The organism is Curtobacterium sp. MCSS17_011 (assembly GCF_003224275.1).
GTDB lineage: Bacteria > Actinomycetota > Actinomycetes > Actinomycetales > Microbacteriaceae > Curtobacterium.
In genome coordinates this window covers 176557-191909 of the sequence record NZ_QKLE01000005.1, presented here as the reverse complement: position 1 = coordinate 191909, position 15353 = coordinate 176557, and the positions used below count along the sequence as shown (strand labels likewise).

Below are 15353 nucleotides of genomic sequence, written 5' to 3'. Positions count from 1 at the left end.
CGGTTCTCGGTTGCGTCCTAGGACAGCTTCTTGCTGTCCTCGAGCCAGCCCGCGAGCTTGGTCATGTAGTCGGCCTGCGACGCGTAGTCGAGGGCCGGGAACGTCCAGCTGTGGACCTGCCCCGCCTCGAGCGCGGCGTTGTCGGCGAAGGTCGGCTGCTTCTTGAGATCAGCGACCTGGTAGCCCTGCTGCGACAGCAGCAGTACGTCACCGGTGATCTGGCCGGCGTTCTCCCACGAGTAGATGCCCCAGTAGAAGCCCTCGGGCTTCGGGTCGACGAAGTCGACCCCGTACGACGCGTACATCTGCAGCGACGGCTCGTCGGTCGGCCGGGTGACGTACGCGCCGTCACCGTCGGCGTACATCGAGACGACCGACAGGTCCTTCTCCTTCGAGACCTTCTCGAGCTCGTCGGCCGCGGTGTCGAAGCGCTCCTCGGCGGCGTCGACCGTCGACTCCTTCGCGCCGAGGGACTCGGACAGTTCGGCGATCGTCTCGATGACGTCCTCGCCCTTGCCGCCCCACTTCACCTGGACGACCGGCGCGATGGCCTCGATCTGCTTCTCCTGCGCCCTGTCCTTGAAGCCGTAGCCGGGCTGCTTCGTGTCGAGCGTGCCCTCGGCATCGGTCGGGTAGACCGAGGTGACGACGAGGTCGGGCTTGAGCGCGGCGAGCTGCTCGAGGTCGATGTCGCCGTAGGCGGTACCGAGCTGCGTGATGCCGTCGGTGTCGAGACCCTTGAACCGGGCGTCCTTCGCCATCGTCAGCTGCCCGAAGGTGCCGACGGGCTTCAGGCCGTACTCGATGAACGACAGGGCGATGTCGTTCAGCACGACGACGCGCTTCGGCATGTGGTCGACCTTCACGGTGGCGCCCGTGGCGTCCTCGTACGACCATGCCTTCGACGCGGCGGTGCCGCCGTCGGAGTCGGAGTCGTTCGAGTCGCCGGTGCTCGAGCAGCCGGTCAGGAGGAGTGCCGTGACGGTCACGGAGGTCAGGAGGGCGGCGCGCAGGTGGCCACGTCGGAAGGTCTTCACGTTAGGAGAGGCTAACCTAAGTTGACGGCACTCGCCAGCACGTCTTCGGTTTTCGTGGGGACCGTGGGCTCGGTCCGGGCACTCGGGACGGGGTCGTGCTCGTCCGCCTCGGGCACGATCATCGGCGCGCCCGTGACGGGGTCGGGGAACACCCGGGCGTGCAGGCCGAACGCGTGCTCGAGCAGTGCCGGGGTGAGGACGTCGTGCGGTGCGCCGTCGGCCACGACCCCGCCGTCGTGCAGCACCACGAGCCGGTCCGAGTAGCGCGCCGCGAGCGACAGGTCGTGCAGGACCATGACGATCGTCGACCCCTGCTCGCGGTTCAGTCGTCGGACGAGTCGCAGGACCTCGAGCTGGTGCGCGAGGTCGAGGTAGGTCGTCGGCTCGTCGAGCAGGAGCGTCTGGGCCTGCTGCGCGACGACCATGGCGATCCAGGCGCGCTGGCGCTGCCCGCCGGACAGGCTCGTGACGTCGCGGTGCGCCACCTCGGTCAGGCCGGTGGCGGCGATGGCCTCTTCGGCGACTGCAGCGTCCTCGGCGGTCCACGGCTTCGCCCACGACTGGTGCGGGTTCCGGCCGCGCATCACCAGGTCGAGCACGCTGGTGCCGGCGGGGGCGACGGGGGACTGCGGCAGGATCGCGAGCTTGCGGGCGACCTGGCGGTTCGGTTCCTTGCGGATCGGAACGCCGTCGAGCAGGACCTCACCGGCCTGGGGCTTGAGCACGCGGCCGAACGCCTTGAGCAGGGTCGACTTGCCGCAGCCGTTCGCACCGAGGAACGTCGTGACGGTGCCGTGCTCGATGCGCAGGTCCAGGTCGCGCAGCACGGGCTGGCGGTCGTAGCCGACGGACAGGCCCCGTGCTTCGAGCACGCTGTGGTGCTGGTGCTGGTGCTGGTGCTGGTGCTGGTGGTCGTGCGCTGTTGTCATCGGGACATCTCCTTGCGGTGACGGACGAGGAGCCAGATCAGGTACGGCGCCCCGATCACGGTGGTGATGATGCCGACCGGCACCTGCCACGGGAACACAGACCTGGACAGCAGGTCGGCGGCGAGCACGAGCACGGCGCCGAGGGCACCGGCGAGCAGCAGCGGCGGCCGGTTCGTCCCGGCGAGCCGGAGCCCGACCTGCGGCACGACGAACGCGACGAAGCCGACCGGCCCCGCGGCGGCCACGGCGGCGGCGGTCAGCACGACCGCGAGCGCGATGACGAGCAGCCGGTGCCGCTGGACACCGAGCCCGACGCCGGTCGCGACCTCGTCGCCGAGCTGCCCGATGCCGAGCGCGGCGCTCGTCGCGAGCGCGATCGGCACGGCGACCACGGCCACCACGAGGAGCGGCCAGACGCTCTCCCACGAGGTGCTCGACAGGCTGCCGACGAGCCACTGCGACGCCGCGGTGGCGACGGTGATCTTCGCGCGGACGAGCAGGTAGCTGGTCACGGCGTCGAGCGTCGCGCTCACGCCGATGCCGACCAGCACGAGCCGGTAGCTCTGCACGCCGCCGCGCCAGCCCAGGCCGTACACCAGGACCGCCGCGACCAGGGCGCCGATCGTGGCGGCCACCGGGATCCCGCCACCGAGCACCAGGGACGACACCGAGTACGTTCCGCCGCCGAGGACGATGGCCGCGACCGCACCGACGCTCGCGCCCGCGGTGACGCCGATGATGTCCGGGGTGCCGAGGGGGTTGCGGGTGAAGGTCTGGGTGAGTGCGCCGGCGACCCCGAGCGTCAGGCCGACGAGTGCGCCGGTGAGCACGCGGGGCAGGCGCAGGGTGGTGATGATGAAGGCGCCCGGCCCGGACTCCAGGCCGAGCAGGGACCGGACGACGACCCCGGGCGCGATCCACGTCGAGCCGACCGCCGTCCCGATGACGATGAGCACCAGGACGGTGGCGAGCGACGCGACGGTGTACCAGAACACCCGGGGGCGCCAGGCGAGGCCGACGGGACCGATGCGGATGCCGGCGCGGCCGGGCGCGCTCCCGGTGCTGCGCACCGCTGCCCCGCTCACAGCGACACCAGCGATCGGCGACGGGCCACGGCGACGAACACGGGGCCACCGATGACGGCGAGCACGATGCCGACCTCGACCTCGGAGAACCCGCCGATCAGGCGACCGATGACGTCGGCGAGCAGCACGAGGGCGGCGCCGACCAGACCGGAGACCGGCAGGGTCCAGCGGTGTCCGGTGCCGACGAGCGCGCGGGCGACGTGCGGCACCGTCAGGCCGACGAAGCCGATCGGGCCGGCTGCGGCGGTCGCCCCGGCAGCGAGGAGCGTGATCCCGCCCAGGCCGACGAGCCGGGCGACGAGCACGTTCTCGCCGAGGCCCTTCGCCAGCTCCGAGCCGAGCCCGAGGGCGTCGAGCGCGCGGACGTTCAGGACCGCGAGCACGAGCCCGGCGGCCAGGAACGGCCACACCGCCCCGAGGATGTCGAGTTGGCGTGCGGCGAGCGACCCGACGACCCAGAGCCGGTACGCGTCGAGCGAGGCCTGGTCGGTCAGCACGACGAAGGAGGTCAGGGCGGCGAGCAACGCCGAGACCGCGGCCCCGGCGAGGGCGAGCGGCACCGGGCTGGCCGTGCCGCTGCCGGCGATCGTCACCGAGAAGACGACGACGCTGGCGACCAGGGCCCCGACCAGGGCGAACCAAACGGTCGCGCTCGTGCTCGTCACCCCGAACACGTAGACGCCGAGCACCACTGCAAGCCCTGCGCCGGACGAGACGCCGAACAGGCCGGGGTCGGCGAGTGGGTTACGGGTGTGTCCCTGCATGAGCAGCCCGGCGATGCCGAGGGCCGCACCGACCGCAGCACCGATCAGCGTGCGCGGGATGCGGGAGCCCCACACGATCGCCTCGTCGGTGCTCGACCCGGAGCGCGTGAGCCCCGCCCACACCTCGGTGACACCGATGCGGTTGCTGCCGAGCAGCATGCTCGCCACGGCGACGAGCACGAGGGTGACGACGAGCCCGACGATCACCGCGGTCCGTCGCCGCGTGGCGGTCCGGTGGACGCCGAGGGCGCGGGACGCGTCGCCGTCACGGGCGCGGGACGCGACGCTGTCTGGGGCCTCCGGACCGGAAGCCAGAACGGGATCGGGGGCTGGCACGGAGATCATCTTAGGTTAGCCTTGCCTCATGGCGAAGACCCCGCGGCTCCTGCCGACGAACCCCCGGCTCTTCCGCGCCCGTGTCCTCAGGACCCAGCGGGTGACCCCCTCGATGCAGCGCGTCACCGTCACCGGCGACGACCTGCACGAGTTCGGCTACCTCGGCTTCGACCACTGGTTCCGCCTGTTCGTCCGACGCCCCGACCAGGACGCCTTCCGGATGCCCGACCTGGACGGCAAGAAGTGGTGGCCCACGTTCCTCGGCATCCCCGAGGACGTCCGCCCCCACTGCGCGAACTACACCGTCGCCGCGTACCGCCTGCTCGCCGACGGCACCGCCGAGCTCGACATCGACTTCGTCGTGCACCTGGACCACCGCGGCGGGCTCGAGGGCCGCGCCGCGATCTGGGCCTGCGCCGCACGTCCCGGCGAGGAGCTCGCGATGCTCGACCAGGGCTGCATCTTCGACGTCCCCGCCGGCACCAGCGAGGTCGTCGTCGCCGCAGAGGAGACCGGCCTGCCCGGCGTCGTCGGCATCGCCGCCTCGTTGCCGCGCGACACCGTCGGCCGCATCATCCAAGAGGTCCCGACCGCCGCCGACATCCGCGACCTCGACGCCCCCACCGGCGTGCAGGTGACGTGGATCGTCCGGCAGCCGGGCGCCGTCCCCGGCAGCGGCGCGCTCGCCGAACTGCAGCGGCACGTACCGTCCGACGACCAGGGCTACGCGTTCGTCGTGGGCGAGTCGAGGCTCGCCACCGAGGGCCGCCGCCACCTGCACCGTGCGGGCCTGCCGAAGTCGCGCATCACCTTCTCCGGGTTCTGGAAGCACGAGACGAAGGTCTCCGTCCCCGCCTGACCCGCGTGGTGCCTGGTACTTCCGGGCGTACCTCCACAGAACTTCCGCCCAGGTACGCCCGTTCCGCCCAGGTGCGCCCGTTCCGCCCAGGTACGCCCGTTTGGATCAGGTACGCCCGGTTCTTCCCATAGCGTGCGCGATGCCTGGTGCTTTCGGGCGTACCGCCCCAGAACTTCCGCCCAGGTACGCCCGGTTCGGCCAGGTACGCCCGGTTTCGCCGGGCGCCGCGCCGCGCCGCGCACGCGCCGCGACCGAACGGACGGACGGGAGGCCCGGTGCCAGCTGGCACCGGGCCTCCCGTCCGTCGTGGGGTGGCGTCAGCCCTTGAGGCCCGAGCCCGTCACGCCCTCCACGATCTGCCGTTGGAAGATCAGGTAGAGGATGATCAGCGGCAGCGCCGCGAGGATCGCACCGGCCTGGATGTCGGCGTAGCGCTGACCGAAGCTGCCCTGGACCGTGGCGAGCCCGACCGGGATCGTCATGAGGTCCGGGTTGGACAGCACGAACAGCGGCAGCAGCAGGTTGTTCCACACCCCGACGAAGGTCAGGATCGTCACCGCCGCGATCACCGGACGCGACAGCGGCAGGATGACCGACCAGTAGACCTTCCAGATGCCGGCGCCGTCGATGCGTGCCGCCTCTTCCAGCTCCTTCGGGATGCCGTCGAAGAACTGCTTGAAGATGAACACCGCGATCACGGCGGGCACCTGCGGGAAGATCACCGACCAGTAGGTGTTGAGCAGGCCGACCGCGTTGAGCTCCTGGAAGATCGGGATGATCAGCACCTGCGTCGGGATCATGATCCCGAGGATGATGAGCAGGAACGCGATGTTGCGGCCGCGGAACACCAGCCGCGACAGCGCGAACGCCGCCATCGACGCGAACAGCACGGTGAGTGCCGCCGTGACGACGCTCGTGATGGCACTGGCGAGGTACCAGTTCCAGATGTCGCCCGCCTGGAACAGCGACGAGTACGAGTGCAGCGTCGGGTTCCAGTTCGACAGGATCGCGTTCGCGCCGAGTGCGGCGACGCCGTTGTCGGACAGCGACGTCTTCAGGGCGAACACGCTGGGGATGAGCCAGATGATCGCGAAGACCGTCAGGACGATGCCCGACGCGATGGTGAAGCCGCGACCGCTGACGCCGATCTTCGCGGCGCTCGTGGGAGCGGCCGAGGAGACGCCGGTGCGGAGTTTGCGGCCGGTGGTGGTGATGCTCTCGGTGGCGGTCATGTCAGGCCCCGATCTCTCGCTTGGCGGCAGCGCGCTCGACGAGCTGCCGGATGACCGCGATCGCCACGATCACGATGAACAGGAGGACCGACGCGGCCGATGCGGCACCCAGTCGGTTGTCGGTGAAGCCGACGCCGGTGATGAGCTGCAGCGAGACCTGGGTCGAGATGCCCGGCCCGCCGTTCGTCATCAGGTAGACCTGGTCGAAGATCTTCAGGCTCGCGATGATCTGCAGCAGGACGACCAGCGTCGTGGTGCGGCCGAGCAGGGGGAGCGTGATCGACTTGATCTGCTGCCAGTTCGACGCACCGTCGACGGCCGCGGCCTCGTACAGTTCGCGCGGGATCTCCTGCAGACCGGCCAGGTAGAGCACGAAGTTGAAGCCGAGGGTCCACCACACGGTGGCGATCGCGACACCGATCATGGCCGTGTTCGGGCTCGACAACATGCCGGACCCGGGCGTCATGCCGATCGCCGACTGCAGGCTCGCCCACAGGCCGGTGCTCGGCGTGAAGATGAACACCCAGATCAGCGAGATCGTTGCCGACGGCAGGATGAACGGCAGGAAGAACGCCAGACGGAAGAACCACTGACCGCGGTTCATCCGGTTCGTCAGCACGGCGAACACGAACGCCAGGATGACGAGCGGCGGGGTCGTGTACAGCGTGAACTGCAGCGTGTGCCAGAGCGACGACCAGAAGTCGCTGCGCCCGAGCATCTCGGCGTAGTTCGCGAACCCGGCGAAGCTGCCGAGCCCGGTGCGGACGGTCGAGGTGTTGAAGAAGCTCGTGACGATCATCCAGATCGTCGGGCCGAGCAGGAAGGCCACGTAGAACAGGCCGAACGGGGCGAGGAACAGCCAGCCGCTGCGGCCCTGGCCGCGGTTCACACTGGAGCCGTAGGAGCGGTTCCGGCGGAGACGCGGCGCAGTGGCCGCGTCGGTCGGCCGGTCGAGGACAGGTGCTGTGGTCACGTCATCGTGCCTTTCGCGCGGTGTTCACGGCGATCGCGGGGGTCGTCTGCCCGGAGTGGTCCTGCCGGGCGGTCGCGTGCCGGGTCACAGGGGGCTCGGGGTGTTGAGGTACGTCGCGAGCTGCGACTTGATGGCGCGCAGTGCCTGCGCGGGGGACGAGCTGCCCTGCTGCACGAGGGCGAGCTGGGCGCCGACCGTGCCCTCGAACGTCGAGCCTGAACCGCCGTACCAGGCGGCGTCGTCGAACACGGCGGTCTCGGCTGCGGCCGCGTAGTTCGACTGCGGCGTGAGCTTCTTGTACGCGGAGCTGTCGAACGTCGGGATGTAGGCCGGTACGTGCCCGCCCTCGGCCCAGGTCAGGCTCTGCTCGAGCATCTGCTTGATGAAGAGCATGTGCTGCTTGCGCTGCTCCGGCGTGCGGGCCTTCTTCGGCAGCACGAAGGTGTGCGAGTCCGCCTGGGTCGCCGGCTTGTCGTAGAGCTGCGGGATCGGCGCCATGCCGAAGTTCAAGCCCTTGATCGACTGCGCGGTGCTGATCTCCCACTCGCCCTGCATGAAGAAGCCGGCCTTGCCGTCGAACATGAGCGACTGCGCGGTGGCGTAGTCGAGGGCCTTGTTCAGCCAGCCCTCCTTCACCCACTTCTGGGTGCGGCTCGTGACCTCGTTGTAGGCGTCCTCGTTGACGGTGAGCTTCGAGCCGCCGTCGCTGATGAACGGGGTGGCGTCCTTCAGCTGGTTGTACATCGTCCAGAAGAAGCGCCACGGGGTGGCCGTCTCCGGCACCACGTTCGCGACGTTGAGCGCCGTGCCGCCGGTGACCTTGGCGACCGCGGCGAGGGCCTTCTCGAAGTTGTCCATGCCGTTGAGGTCGACGAGGTTGCCGTCGCCGTCGATCAGGCCGGCCTTCTTGCAGACGTCGACGTTGTAGAACAGGACGAAGGGGTGGGTGTCGAGCGGGACCGCGATGTTGTTGCCGTCGGTCTTCTGCGCCGCCCAGGCCTTCTGGTTGAAGTCGGCGGCGCTCAGGCCGACGCTCGCCAGGTCGTCGGACGTGATCGGGTCGAGCAGGTCACCGTCCCAGAGCGGCTTCGCGCGGGTCAGGTGCGCCACCGCGACGTCCGGCGGCTTGTTCCCGACGGTCGCCAGTGTCAGCTTCGAGTAGTACGGGTTGCCCCACGCGAACGTGGTGCCCTGCAGCGCGCTCGAACCGCCGTGCTGCTTCGCGTAGCCGTCCTCCATGGACTGCATGCGGACGCCGTCGCCGCCGCCGAACAGGTTCCAGAAGACGAGCGTCTCGGGATTGAGGGCGCTGCCGGCGAGACCGGCGGCGAGTGGGCTGGAGCAGGCGGCGAGCGGCAGGACCGTCGCGGCCGCTGCACCGGCAGCGAGGAAGCCCCGGCGCGAGAGGCGCGACGCGGGTGTTGCGGGTGGGATCGGCATGGCATCACTCCATCGGGATGGGCCGGGCTCGGGAACAGGGTCGGTGCTCCCGCCGGAGCATCGCTGCTCCGGACCCGGAGCACTGCTGCTCCGGACGCGGAACGACCTTCCGGTGCTCCGTGAGCGCTCACATTAGCGCTCGCTCCCGGCATCCGCCACCCCTTTCGCGACGGCGCGGAACCCGGTAGCGTTTCCGGCAGGTGAGCGCTCACTTTCGTGACGGCCCGCTTCGGTTCCCGAAGTGTTCTCCGCCCAGCACGCCACCCTGCTCACCGCACGAACCGCACTGCCACGATCGAAGGAGATCCATGCCCCGCACACACCTCGTCCTCGACGCCGCGTTCACCGTGGGGCCGGTGCGACGTCGCCTGTTCGGCGGGTTCGTCGAGCACCTCGGCCGCCACGTCTACGACGGCATCCACGAGCCCACCCACGAGACCGCCGACGAGCACGGCTTCCGCGCGGACGTCGTCGAACTCGTCAAGGAACTCGGCGTCTCCGCCATCCGCTACCCCGGTGGCAACTTCGTCTCCGGCTACAAGTGGGAGGACGGCGTCGGCCCCGTCGAGCAGCGCCCCCGCCGTCTCGACCTCGCCTGGCACTCGACCGAGACGAACGAGGTCGGCCTGCACGAGTTCCAGCACTGGCTCGACCAGGTCGGCTCGGAGCTCATGCTCGCCGTGAACCTCGGCACCCGCGGCACGCAGGAGGCCATCGAGCTCCTGGAGTACGCGAACATCGACGCCGGGACCGCACTGTCCGAATACCGTCGTTCGAACGGTCGCCAGGAGCCCTTCGCCATCAAGATGTGGTGCCTCGGCAACGAGATGGACGGCCCGTGGCAGCTCGGTCACAAGAACGCCGACGACTACGGCAAGCTCGCCGCCATGACCGCCAAGGCCATGCGGCAGATCCAGCCCGACCTCGAGCTCGTCGCCTGCGGTTCCTCCGGGGCGTCGATGCCGACGTTCGGCGAGTGGGAGCGCACCGTCCTCGAGCACACCTACGACGACGTGGACTACATCTCCGCGCACGCCTACTACGAAGAAGACGACGACCTGCCGTCGTTCCTCGCCTCGGGCGTCAACATGGACCACTTCATCAAGACGGTCACCACGGCCGCCGACCACGTCCAGGCGCAGAAGAAGTCCGACAAGCGCATCGACATCTCGTTCGACGAGTGGAACGTCTGGTCGATCAAGAAGTGGGAAGCGAAGGCCAAGACCTTCACGCTCGACGAGTGGCCGGTCGCCCCGCGTCTGCTCGAGGACGTCTACACCGTCGCCGACGCCGTCGTCGTGGGCGGCCTGCTCATCTCGCTGCTCCGCCATGCCGACCGCGTCGCCTCGGCCTCGCTCGCCCAGCTCGTCAACGTGATCGGCCCGATCATGACCGAGCCCGGCGGCCCGGCCTGGCGCCAGACGACGTTCTTCCCGTTCTCGGTCACCTCGCGCCTTGCGCAGGGCACCTCGCTGCAGGTCAAGGCCTCGGGTGACACGGTCGACGGCGGCAAGCACGGCGAGGTCCCCGTCGTGGACTCCGCCGCCACCGTCTCCGAGGACGGCAAGGCCGCGGTCTTCCTGGTGAACCGCCACCCGTCCGAGCCGACCACGGTGACGATCGACCTCGCGGGGATCGGTGCGACGGGTGACGTCCACGCCGAGGGCGTCTGGGACGACGACCTGCACGCCGTGAACGACCTGGAGAACACCTCGCGCGTGGGGCTCCGCACGAACGAGTCGGTCCGCCGCGAGGGCGACACCGTCACGATCGAGCTCCCGCCGGTCTCCTGGACCGCCGTCTCGATCGGCTGACTGGACGCCTCGGCGCACGCCACGGCGGGCGTCGAGTGAGCACAGAGGACGTCGGGCGCTCGCGCCCGACGTCCTCTGCTCGTTGCGGGGGCGGTCGCGGCGGGCGCGAGTTCGCGGGCTGGGCGACACCTCACGGGGTGACGGGCGCGTGGACTGTCGCTGGGCCCGTGACGTGGCCCGCGCGGCGGCCGGGAGGCCCGTGGCGGCCTGGCACCGGGCCTCCCGGCCGACGTGTGGTCGCGGCCACGGCCGAATCTCGTCTGGGCGGACAGGATGCGGCGCGCACACGGCGCGGTCTGTCCGCGTGGCCGAGTCTCGGCGCGCGCGTGGCGTCAGCGCGCCGGCGGCGCCGCCGTGCTCGCGCGCTCGACGAGCCGCACCGGCACCAGGTCGGCCGCGACGCTGACGGGCTCGCCGTCGATCTGGGCGAGCAGGTTCGCGACCGCTCGGCGGCCGACCTCGTCGAAGGACTGGTGCACGGTGGTCAGCGGCGGCCAGAACGAGTCGGACTCGGGGGAGTCGTCGAACCCCACCACGCTGAGCGACGACGGCACCGGGCGACCGGACTCGTGGGCGGCGCGAAGGACCCCGAGGGCGGTCTGGTCGTTCGCGGCGAACACCGCGGTGATCTCCGGCCGCGCGGCGATCTCGAGCCCGGCCTCGTACCCGTGCTCGGTCGTCCAGCCGCCGCGGAACACCGGGGGCACCTGGCGTCCGGCGCGTTCCAGGGTGTCCTGCCACGCGGCGAGGCGACGGGCTGCCGAGTACGACGACTCCGGACCGGCGACGTGCCACACGGTCTCGTGGCCCAGGTCGAGCAGGTGCTGCGTGGCCTGGCGGGCGCCGTCGGCCTGGTCGGTGTCGATCGCGGGGTGGTCGGTGCTGCCCGTGGAGTCGATGATGACCATGGGCACGCCGTCGGGCAACACGACCTCGGCCGTGTCGATGATGTGGGACTCGATGATGATCACCACGCCGTCGACCGCCTGTTCGTGCAGGCGTGAGAAGGCTGACCGGACGCCGGCCTCGGTACGCGAGGCCATGGGCAGCAGGGTGATCGTGAAGTCGGCGACCCCGGCGGCGTCGGCGATCGCCTCGAGCGTGCGCATGTTGCCGAAGGACGCGAGCGTGAACATGATCACGCCGATGGTGCGGAAGCGGCCGGAGCGCAGGGCGCGGGCGGCACGGTTGGGCCGGTAGCCGAGGGACTCCATCGCGCGCTGGACACGGTCGCGGGTCTCCGGGCTGACGTTGTCGAAGCCCCGGGCGACGCGCGAGACCGTCTGCATCGACACCCCGGCGGCGTCGGCCACGGCCGCCATCGAGGGTGCACGGCGGGTGCCGGCGGGGGACTCCATCGTCACGCTGGCGCTCCTTCCGGATCGAGGTGGCCGAGCGGTCGGCCTCCCCGGACGCTAGCGCATGTTGACGTTGCCATGCTATCGTCGCGTCGTTCGATGTTGACGTCAACATCGGTGACCGCCCGGACACCCCGATCCGGCCCGGGCCGAGCTGCCGACATCGACCACCCGAACGCAGCAGACGAAGGAGTCACATGAGCACGCTCGCAGCGCGCCCCGGTGAGGCAGCACCGCGCCCCACCGCCGAGCGCCCCGCCGGCCGCCGCCGCAAGCCGCGGGGACGGTTGACCGGATGGCTGTTCGTCGGCCCGTTCGTCGTCGTCCTGGTCCTGATGCTCATCGTGCCGATCGGCTACGCGCTCTGGCTCAGCCTGTTCCGCGACCAGCTCATCGGCGGCAACCAGTTCGTCTGGTTCGCCAACTACGTGCAGCTCTTCCAGGACGCCAAGTTCTGGTCCGGGTTCGGTCGGGTCGCGATCTTCCTGGTCGTCCAGGTGCCGATCATGCTCGGCCTCGCGCTCGTCGCCGCCCTGGCCCTCGACAGCGCCCGACTGTGGGGGACGAGCTTCTTCCGCATCGCGGTGTTCCTGCCCTACGCCGTCCCCGGCGTCGTCGCCGCCCTGATCTGGGGCTTCATCTACGGCAACCAGTTCGGTCTGACGGGCGCCGCGAACGACGCGCTCGGCATCGACCTGCTGCAGCCGTTCAGCCCGAGCTGGGTGCTGACGTCGATCGGCAACGTGGTCACGTGGGAGTTCCTCGGCTACAACATGCTGATCTTCTACGCCGCACTCCGCACCGTCCCCGGTGAGCTGTACGAGGCGGCCGAGCTCGACGGTGCCGGTCCGATGCGCACGGTCTTCTCGATCAAGCTCCCGGCGCTCCGCGGCCCGATGGTCATCGCCACGATCTTCTCGATCATCGGCAGCTTCCAGCTCTTCAACGAGCCGAACCTGCTCAAGACCCTCGCCCCGAACGTCATCGGCAGCGCCTTCACCCCGAACATGTACGCCTACTCGCTGTCCTTCAGCGGTCAGCAGTTCAACTACTCCGCCACGGTCGCGATCGTGATGGGCGTGATCACCGCGGTGATCGCCTACGTCGTCCAGGTCCGCGGCACCCGCGAGGAGAACCGATGAGCACCATCCAGCACCCCGCCGGGCCCGCAGCGGCCACGGTGACCGAGGCGACCACGACGCAACGTGCGCCGCGCACCCGCTCGATCCGCGCCTCCAGGAAGGCGGAGCAGCACGTCGACGGACGCAAGCCGAAGCGTTCCGGCCTGCTGACCGCGGTCATGGTCGTCTTCGTCGTCTACTCGTTCGCGCCGCTGTTCTACCTGCTCGTGAACAGCACGAAGACGCAGGCGTCGCTGCTCTCCACGTTCGGCCTGTGGTTCGGCGGGGACTTCAACCTCTGGCAGAACATCGTCGACACGCTGACGTACAACGACGGCATCTTCCTGCAGTGGTTCGGCAACACGCTGCTCTACGTGGTCGTCGGTGCCGGCGGGGCCACCCTGCTCGCCACCGTCGCGGGCTACGGCATGGCGAAGTTCCAGTTCCCCGGTCGCCGCGCGGTCTTCGCCGTCGTCCTCGGCGCCATCGCGGTCCCCGGCACGGCCCTGGCGGTCCCGACCTTCCTGCTGTTCTCGCAGGTCGGCCTGACCAACACCCCGTGGGCGATCATCCTGCCCTCGCTGATTAGCCCGTTCGGCATGTACCTGATCTGGACCTACGCGGTCGACGCGATCCCGGCAGAACTGCTCGAGGCCGCCCGCATGGACGGCGCCGGTGAGTTCCGGATCTTCTTCACCATCGCGCTCCGCCTGCTCGCTCCCGGTGTCGTCACCGTCCTGCTGTTCGCGGTCGTCGCCACCTGGAACAACTACTTCCTGCCGCTCATCATGCTGAGCGACCCGAAGTGGTACCCGCTGACGGTCGGCCTGAACCAGTGGAATGCGCAGGCCACCGGGTCCGGCGCGCAGCCGATCTACAACCTCGTCGTCACGGGATCGCTCCTCACGATCATCCCGATCGTGGTCGCGTTCCTCTTCCTCCAGCGCTTCTGGCAGTCCGGCCTCGCGGCCGGGTCGGTCAAGGCCTGACACAGCAGCACCACCCCCTCCACGAAGAAGTGAAAGGCACTCCCATGAACAAGCGTCTCCGGCGCGGGCTCAGCGCCCTCGCCATCGGCGTCACCGCCGCGATCGCCCTCGCCGCGTGCGCCTCCGGCGGCTCCGGCTCCGGCGGATCGGCCGACGACATCGACAAGGCCCTGAAGGACGGTGGCACCCTGACCTACTGGTCGTGGACCCCGTCGGCGAAGGCCCAGGTCGCCGCGTTCGAGAAGCAGTACCCCAAGGTGAAGGTCAAGCTCGTCAACGCCGGCACCGGTGCCGACCAGTACACGAAGCTGCAGAACACGATCAAGGCCGGCTCGGGCGCCCCCGACGTCGCCCAGGTCGAGTACTACGCTCTGCCGCAGTTCGCGCTGTCCGAGTCGCTGCTCGACCTGTCGAGCTACGGCTTCGACTCGCTCGAGAAGGACTTCGCGAAGAGCACCTGGAGCTCGGTGTCGATCGACGGCAAGGTCTACGGCCTGCCGCAGGACTCCGGCCCCATGGCGCTGTTCTACAACAAGAAGGTCTTCGACAAGCACGACATCGCCGTGCCGAAGACGTGGGACGAGTACGTCACCGCGGCCGAGAAGCTGCACGAGGCCGACCCGAAGGCGTACATCGCGGCGGACTCCGGCGACGCCGGCTTCACCACGAGCATGATCGCCCAGGCCGGCGGCACCCCCTTCGCCACCGACGGTGACAAGGTGACCATCAACCTGCAGGACGAGGGCACCAAGAAGTGGACGAGCACCTGGAACGAGCTCGTCGAGCAGGGCCTGCTGTCGAAGACGGTGGGCTGGACCGACGACTGGTACAAGCAGCTCGGCAACGGTGAGATCGCCACGCTGATCACCGGCGCCTGGATGCCCGGCAACCTGGAGTCCGGCGTCGCCCAGGCCTCGGGTGACTGGCGCGTCGCCCCGATGCCGACCTACGACGGTGGCACCGCACAGACCGCGAACAACGGCGGCAGCGCCCAGGTCGTCATGAAGCAGTCGAAGAACCCGGCCCTCGCCGCGGGCTTCCTCAAGTGGCTGAACTCCTCGAAGGAGTCCACGAAGGTCTTCATGGAGTCCGGCGGCTTCCCGTCGACCACCGCGGATCTCGAGTCGTCGGCGTTCCTCGACGAGAAGCCGGAGTACTTCGGCGGCCAGCAGATCAACAAGGTGCTCGTCGACGCGTCGAAGTCCTCGGACAACGACTTCACCTACCTGCCGTACCAGGTGTACGCGAACAGCGTCTACGCCGACACCGTCGGACAGGCGTACGAGAACGGCACCTCGCTCGACGCCGGCCTCGAGGCCTGGCAGAAGGCCCTCGCCAAGTACGGCAAGGACCAGGGCTTCACGGTCTCGTCGAAGTAGTTCGAGGTATCCCCGCGGGGCCGTGCGGACACGTCCG

At 69.7% G+C, this 15353-nt stretch carries 13 protein-coding genes; 5 read left to right on the top strand and 8 right to left on the bottom strand.

Translation table 11 applies throughout. The features are described 5' to 3' along the window. Window positions 1-17 precede the first annotated feature (17 nt). From DEJ17_RS06015 to DEJ17_RS06000, 4 genes are read right to left on the bottom strand one after another with little or no spacing between them, the layout of a single operon-like run. A complete protein-coding gene (locus DEJ17_RS06015) occupies window positions 18-1037 on the bottom strand; it encodes an ABC transporter substrate-binding protein (RefSeq protein ID WP_110892511.1) in 1020 nt (339 codons plus the stop codon). 11 nt (window positions 1038-1048) lie between these two features. Then, window positions 1049-1966: an ABC transporter ATP-binding protein gene (locus DEJ17_RS06010; protein WP_110892510.1), complete on the bottom strand. Its 918-nt coding sequence runs from the start codon at window positions 1964-1966 to the stop codon at window positions 1049-1051. Beyond that, a complete protein-coding gene (locus DEJ17_RS06005; RefSeq protein WP_258366679.1) occupies window positions 1963-3036 on the bottom strand; it encodes an iron ABC transporter permease in 1074 nt (357 codons plus the stop codon). The genes DEJ17_RS06010 and DEJ17_RS06005 overlap by 4 nt, the downstream gene beginning before the upstream one ends. 11 nt (window positions 3037-3047) lie before the next feature. Continuing rightward, window positions 3048-4151, bottom strand: coding sequence for an iron ABC transporter permease (locus DEJ17_RS06000; protein WP_258366678.1), 1104 nt, complete (start codon window positions 4149-4151; stop codon window positions 3048-3050). Between the two features lie 28 nt (window positions 4152-4179). Between DEJ17_RS06000 and DEJ17_RS05995 the strand changes: the two genes are divergently transcribed. Next, window positions 4180-5010, top strand: coding sequence for a siderophore-interacting protein (locus DEJ17_RS05995; RefSeq protein WP_110892509.1), 831 nt, complete (start codon window positions 4180-4182; stop codon window positions 5008-5010). A gap of 317 nt (window positions 5011-5327) precedes the next feature. On the opposite strand, the gene DEJ17_RS05990 is transcribed toward DEJ17_RS05995, so the two are convergent. The 3 genes from DEJ17_RS05990 to DEJ17_RS05980 form a co-directional block, all read right to left on the bottom strand. Further along, complete coding sequence (locus DEJ17_RS05990) at window positions 5328-6242, bottom strand: carbohydrate ABC transporter permease (protein ID WP_110892508.1); 915 nt, start codon at window positions 6240-6242, stop codon at window positions 5328-5330. A gap of 1 nt (window position 6243) precedes the next feature. Further along, complete coding sequence (locus tag DEJ17_RS05985) at window positions 6244-7215, bottom strand: carbohydrate ABC transporter permease (protein ID WP_110862596.1); 972 nt, start codon at window positions 7213-7215, stop codon at window positions 6244-6246. A gap of 84 nt (window positions 7216-7299) precedes the next feature. Next, complete coding sequence (locus tag DEJ17_RS05980; protein WP_110862595.1) at window positions 7300-8655, bottom strand: extracellular solute-binding protein; 1356 nt, start codon at window positions 8653-8655, stop codon at window positions 7300-7302. Between the two features lie 308 nt (window positions 8656-8963). On the opposite strand from DEJ17_RS05980, the gene DEJ17_RS05975 reads away from it, so the two are divergent. Then, the gene (locus DEJ17_RS05975) at window positions 8964-10469 is read left to right on the top strand and encodes an alpha-N-arabinofuranosidase (protein WP_110892507.1); all 1506 of its coding nucleotides are present in this window, start codon (window positions 8964-8966) and stop codon (window positions 10467-10469) included. A 332-nt stretch (window positions 10470-10801) separates the two neighbouring features. Here the strand turns inward: DEJ17_RS05975 and DEJ17_RS05970 are convergent, their stop codons facing one another. After that, window positions 10802-11827 carry a LacI family DNA-binding transcriptional regulator gene (locus DEJ17_RS05970; RefSeq protein ID WP_181421071.1) on the bottom strand — a complete coding sequence of 342 codons (1026 nt, stop codon included), beginning with the start codon at window positions 11825-11827 and terminating at the stop codon, window positions 10802-10804. Window positions 11828-12024: 197 nt separating this feature from the next. Between DEJ17_RS05970 and DEJ17_RS05965 the strand changes: the two genes are divergently transcribed. From DEJ17_RS05965 to DEJ17_RS05955, 3 genes are read left to right on the top strand one after another with little or no spacing between them, the layout of a single operon-like run. Beyond that, complete coding sequence (locus tag DEJ17_RS05965; RefSeq protein WP_110862592.1) at window positions 12025-12969, top strand: carbohydrate ABC transporter permease; 945 nt, start codon at window positions 12025-12027, stop codon at window positions 12967-12969. After that, window positions 12966-13937 carry a carbohydrate ABC transporter permease gene (locus DEJ17_RS05960; protein ID WP_220032968.1) on the top strand — a complete coding sequence of 324 codons (972 nt, stop codon included), beginning with the start codon at window positions 12966-12968 and terminating at the stop codon, window positions 13935-13937. Before DEJ17_RS05965 ends, DEJ17_RS05960 begins: the two co-directional genes overlap by 4 nt. A 44-nt stretch (window positions 13938-13981) precedes the next feature. After that, window positions 13982-15316: a sugar ABC transporter substrate-binding protein gene (locus tag DEJ17_RS05955; RefSeq protein ID WP_181421066.1), complete on the top strand. Its 1335-nt coding sequence runs from the start codon at window positions 13982-13984 to the stop codon at window positions 15314-15316. Window positions 15317-15353 lie beyond the last annotated feature (37 nt).

What these genes read in the sequence shown, in the direction of transcription:
- DEJ17_RS05980 (WP_110862595.1), bottom strand. Translation starts at nt 8,655, where the DNA reads ATGCCGATCCCACCCGCAACACCCGCGTCGCGCCTCTCGCGCCGGGGC.
- DEJ17_RS05970 (WP_181421071.1), bottom strand. Translation starts at nt 11,827, where the DNA reads ATGGAGTCCCCCGCCGGCACCCGCCGTGCACCCTCGATGGCGGCCGTG.
- DEJ17_RS05955 (WP_181421066.1), top strand. Translation starts at nt 13,982, where the DNA reads ATGAACAAGCGTCTCCGGCGCGGGCTCAGCGCCCTCGCCATCGGCGTC.
- DEJ17_RS06010 (WP_110892510.1), bottom strand. Translation starts at nt 1,966, where the DNA reads ATGACAACAGCGCACGACCACCAGCACCAGCACCAGCACCAGCACCAG.
- DEJ17_RS05975 (WP_110892507.1), top strand. Translation starts at nt 8,964, where the DNA reads ATGCCCCGCACACACCTCGTCCTCGACGCCGCGTTCACCGTGGGGCCG.
- DEJ17_RS05995 (WP_110892509.1), top strand. Translation starts at nt 4,180, where the DNA reads ATGGCGAAGACCCCGCGGCTCCTGCCGACGAACCCCCGGCTCTTCCGC.
- DEJ17_RS05965 (WP_110862592.1), top strand. Translation starts at nt 12,025, where the DNA reads ATGAGCACGCTCGCAGCGCGCCCCGGTGAGGCAGCACCGCGCCCCACC.
- DEJ17_RS05990 (WP_110892508.1), bottom strand. Translation starts at nt 6,242, where the DNA reads ATGACCGCCACCGAGAGCATCACCACCACCGGCCGCAAACTCCGCACC.
- DEJ17_RS05960 (WP_220032968.1), top strand. Translation starts at nt 12,966, where the DNA reads ATGAGCACCATCCAGCACCCCGCCGGGCCCGCAGCGGCCACGGTGACC.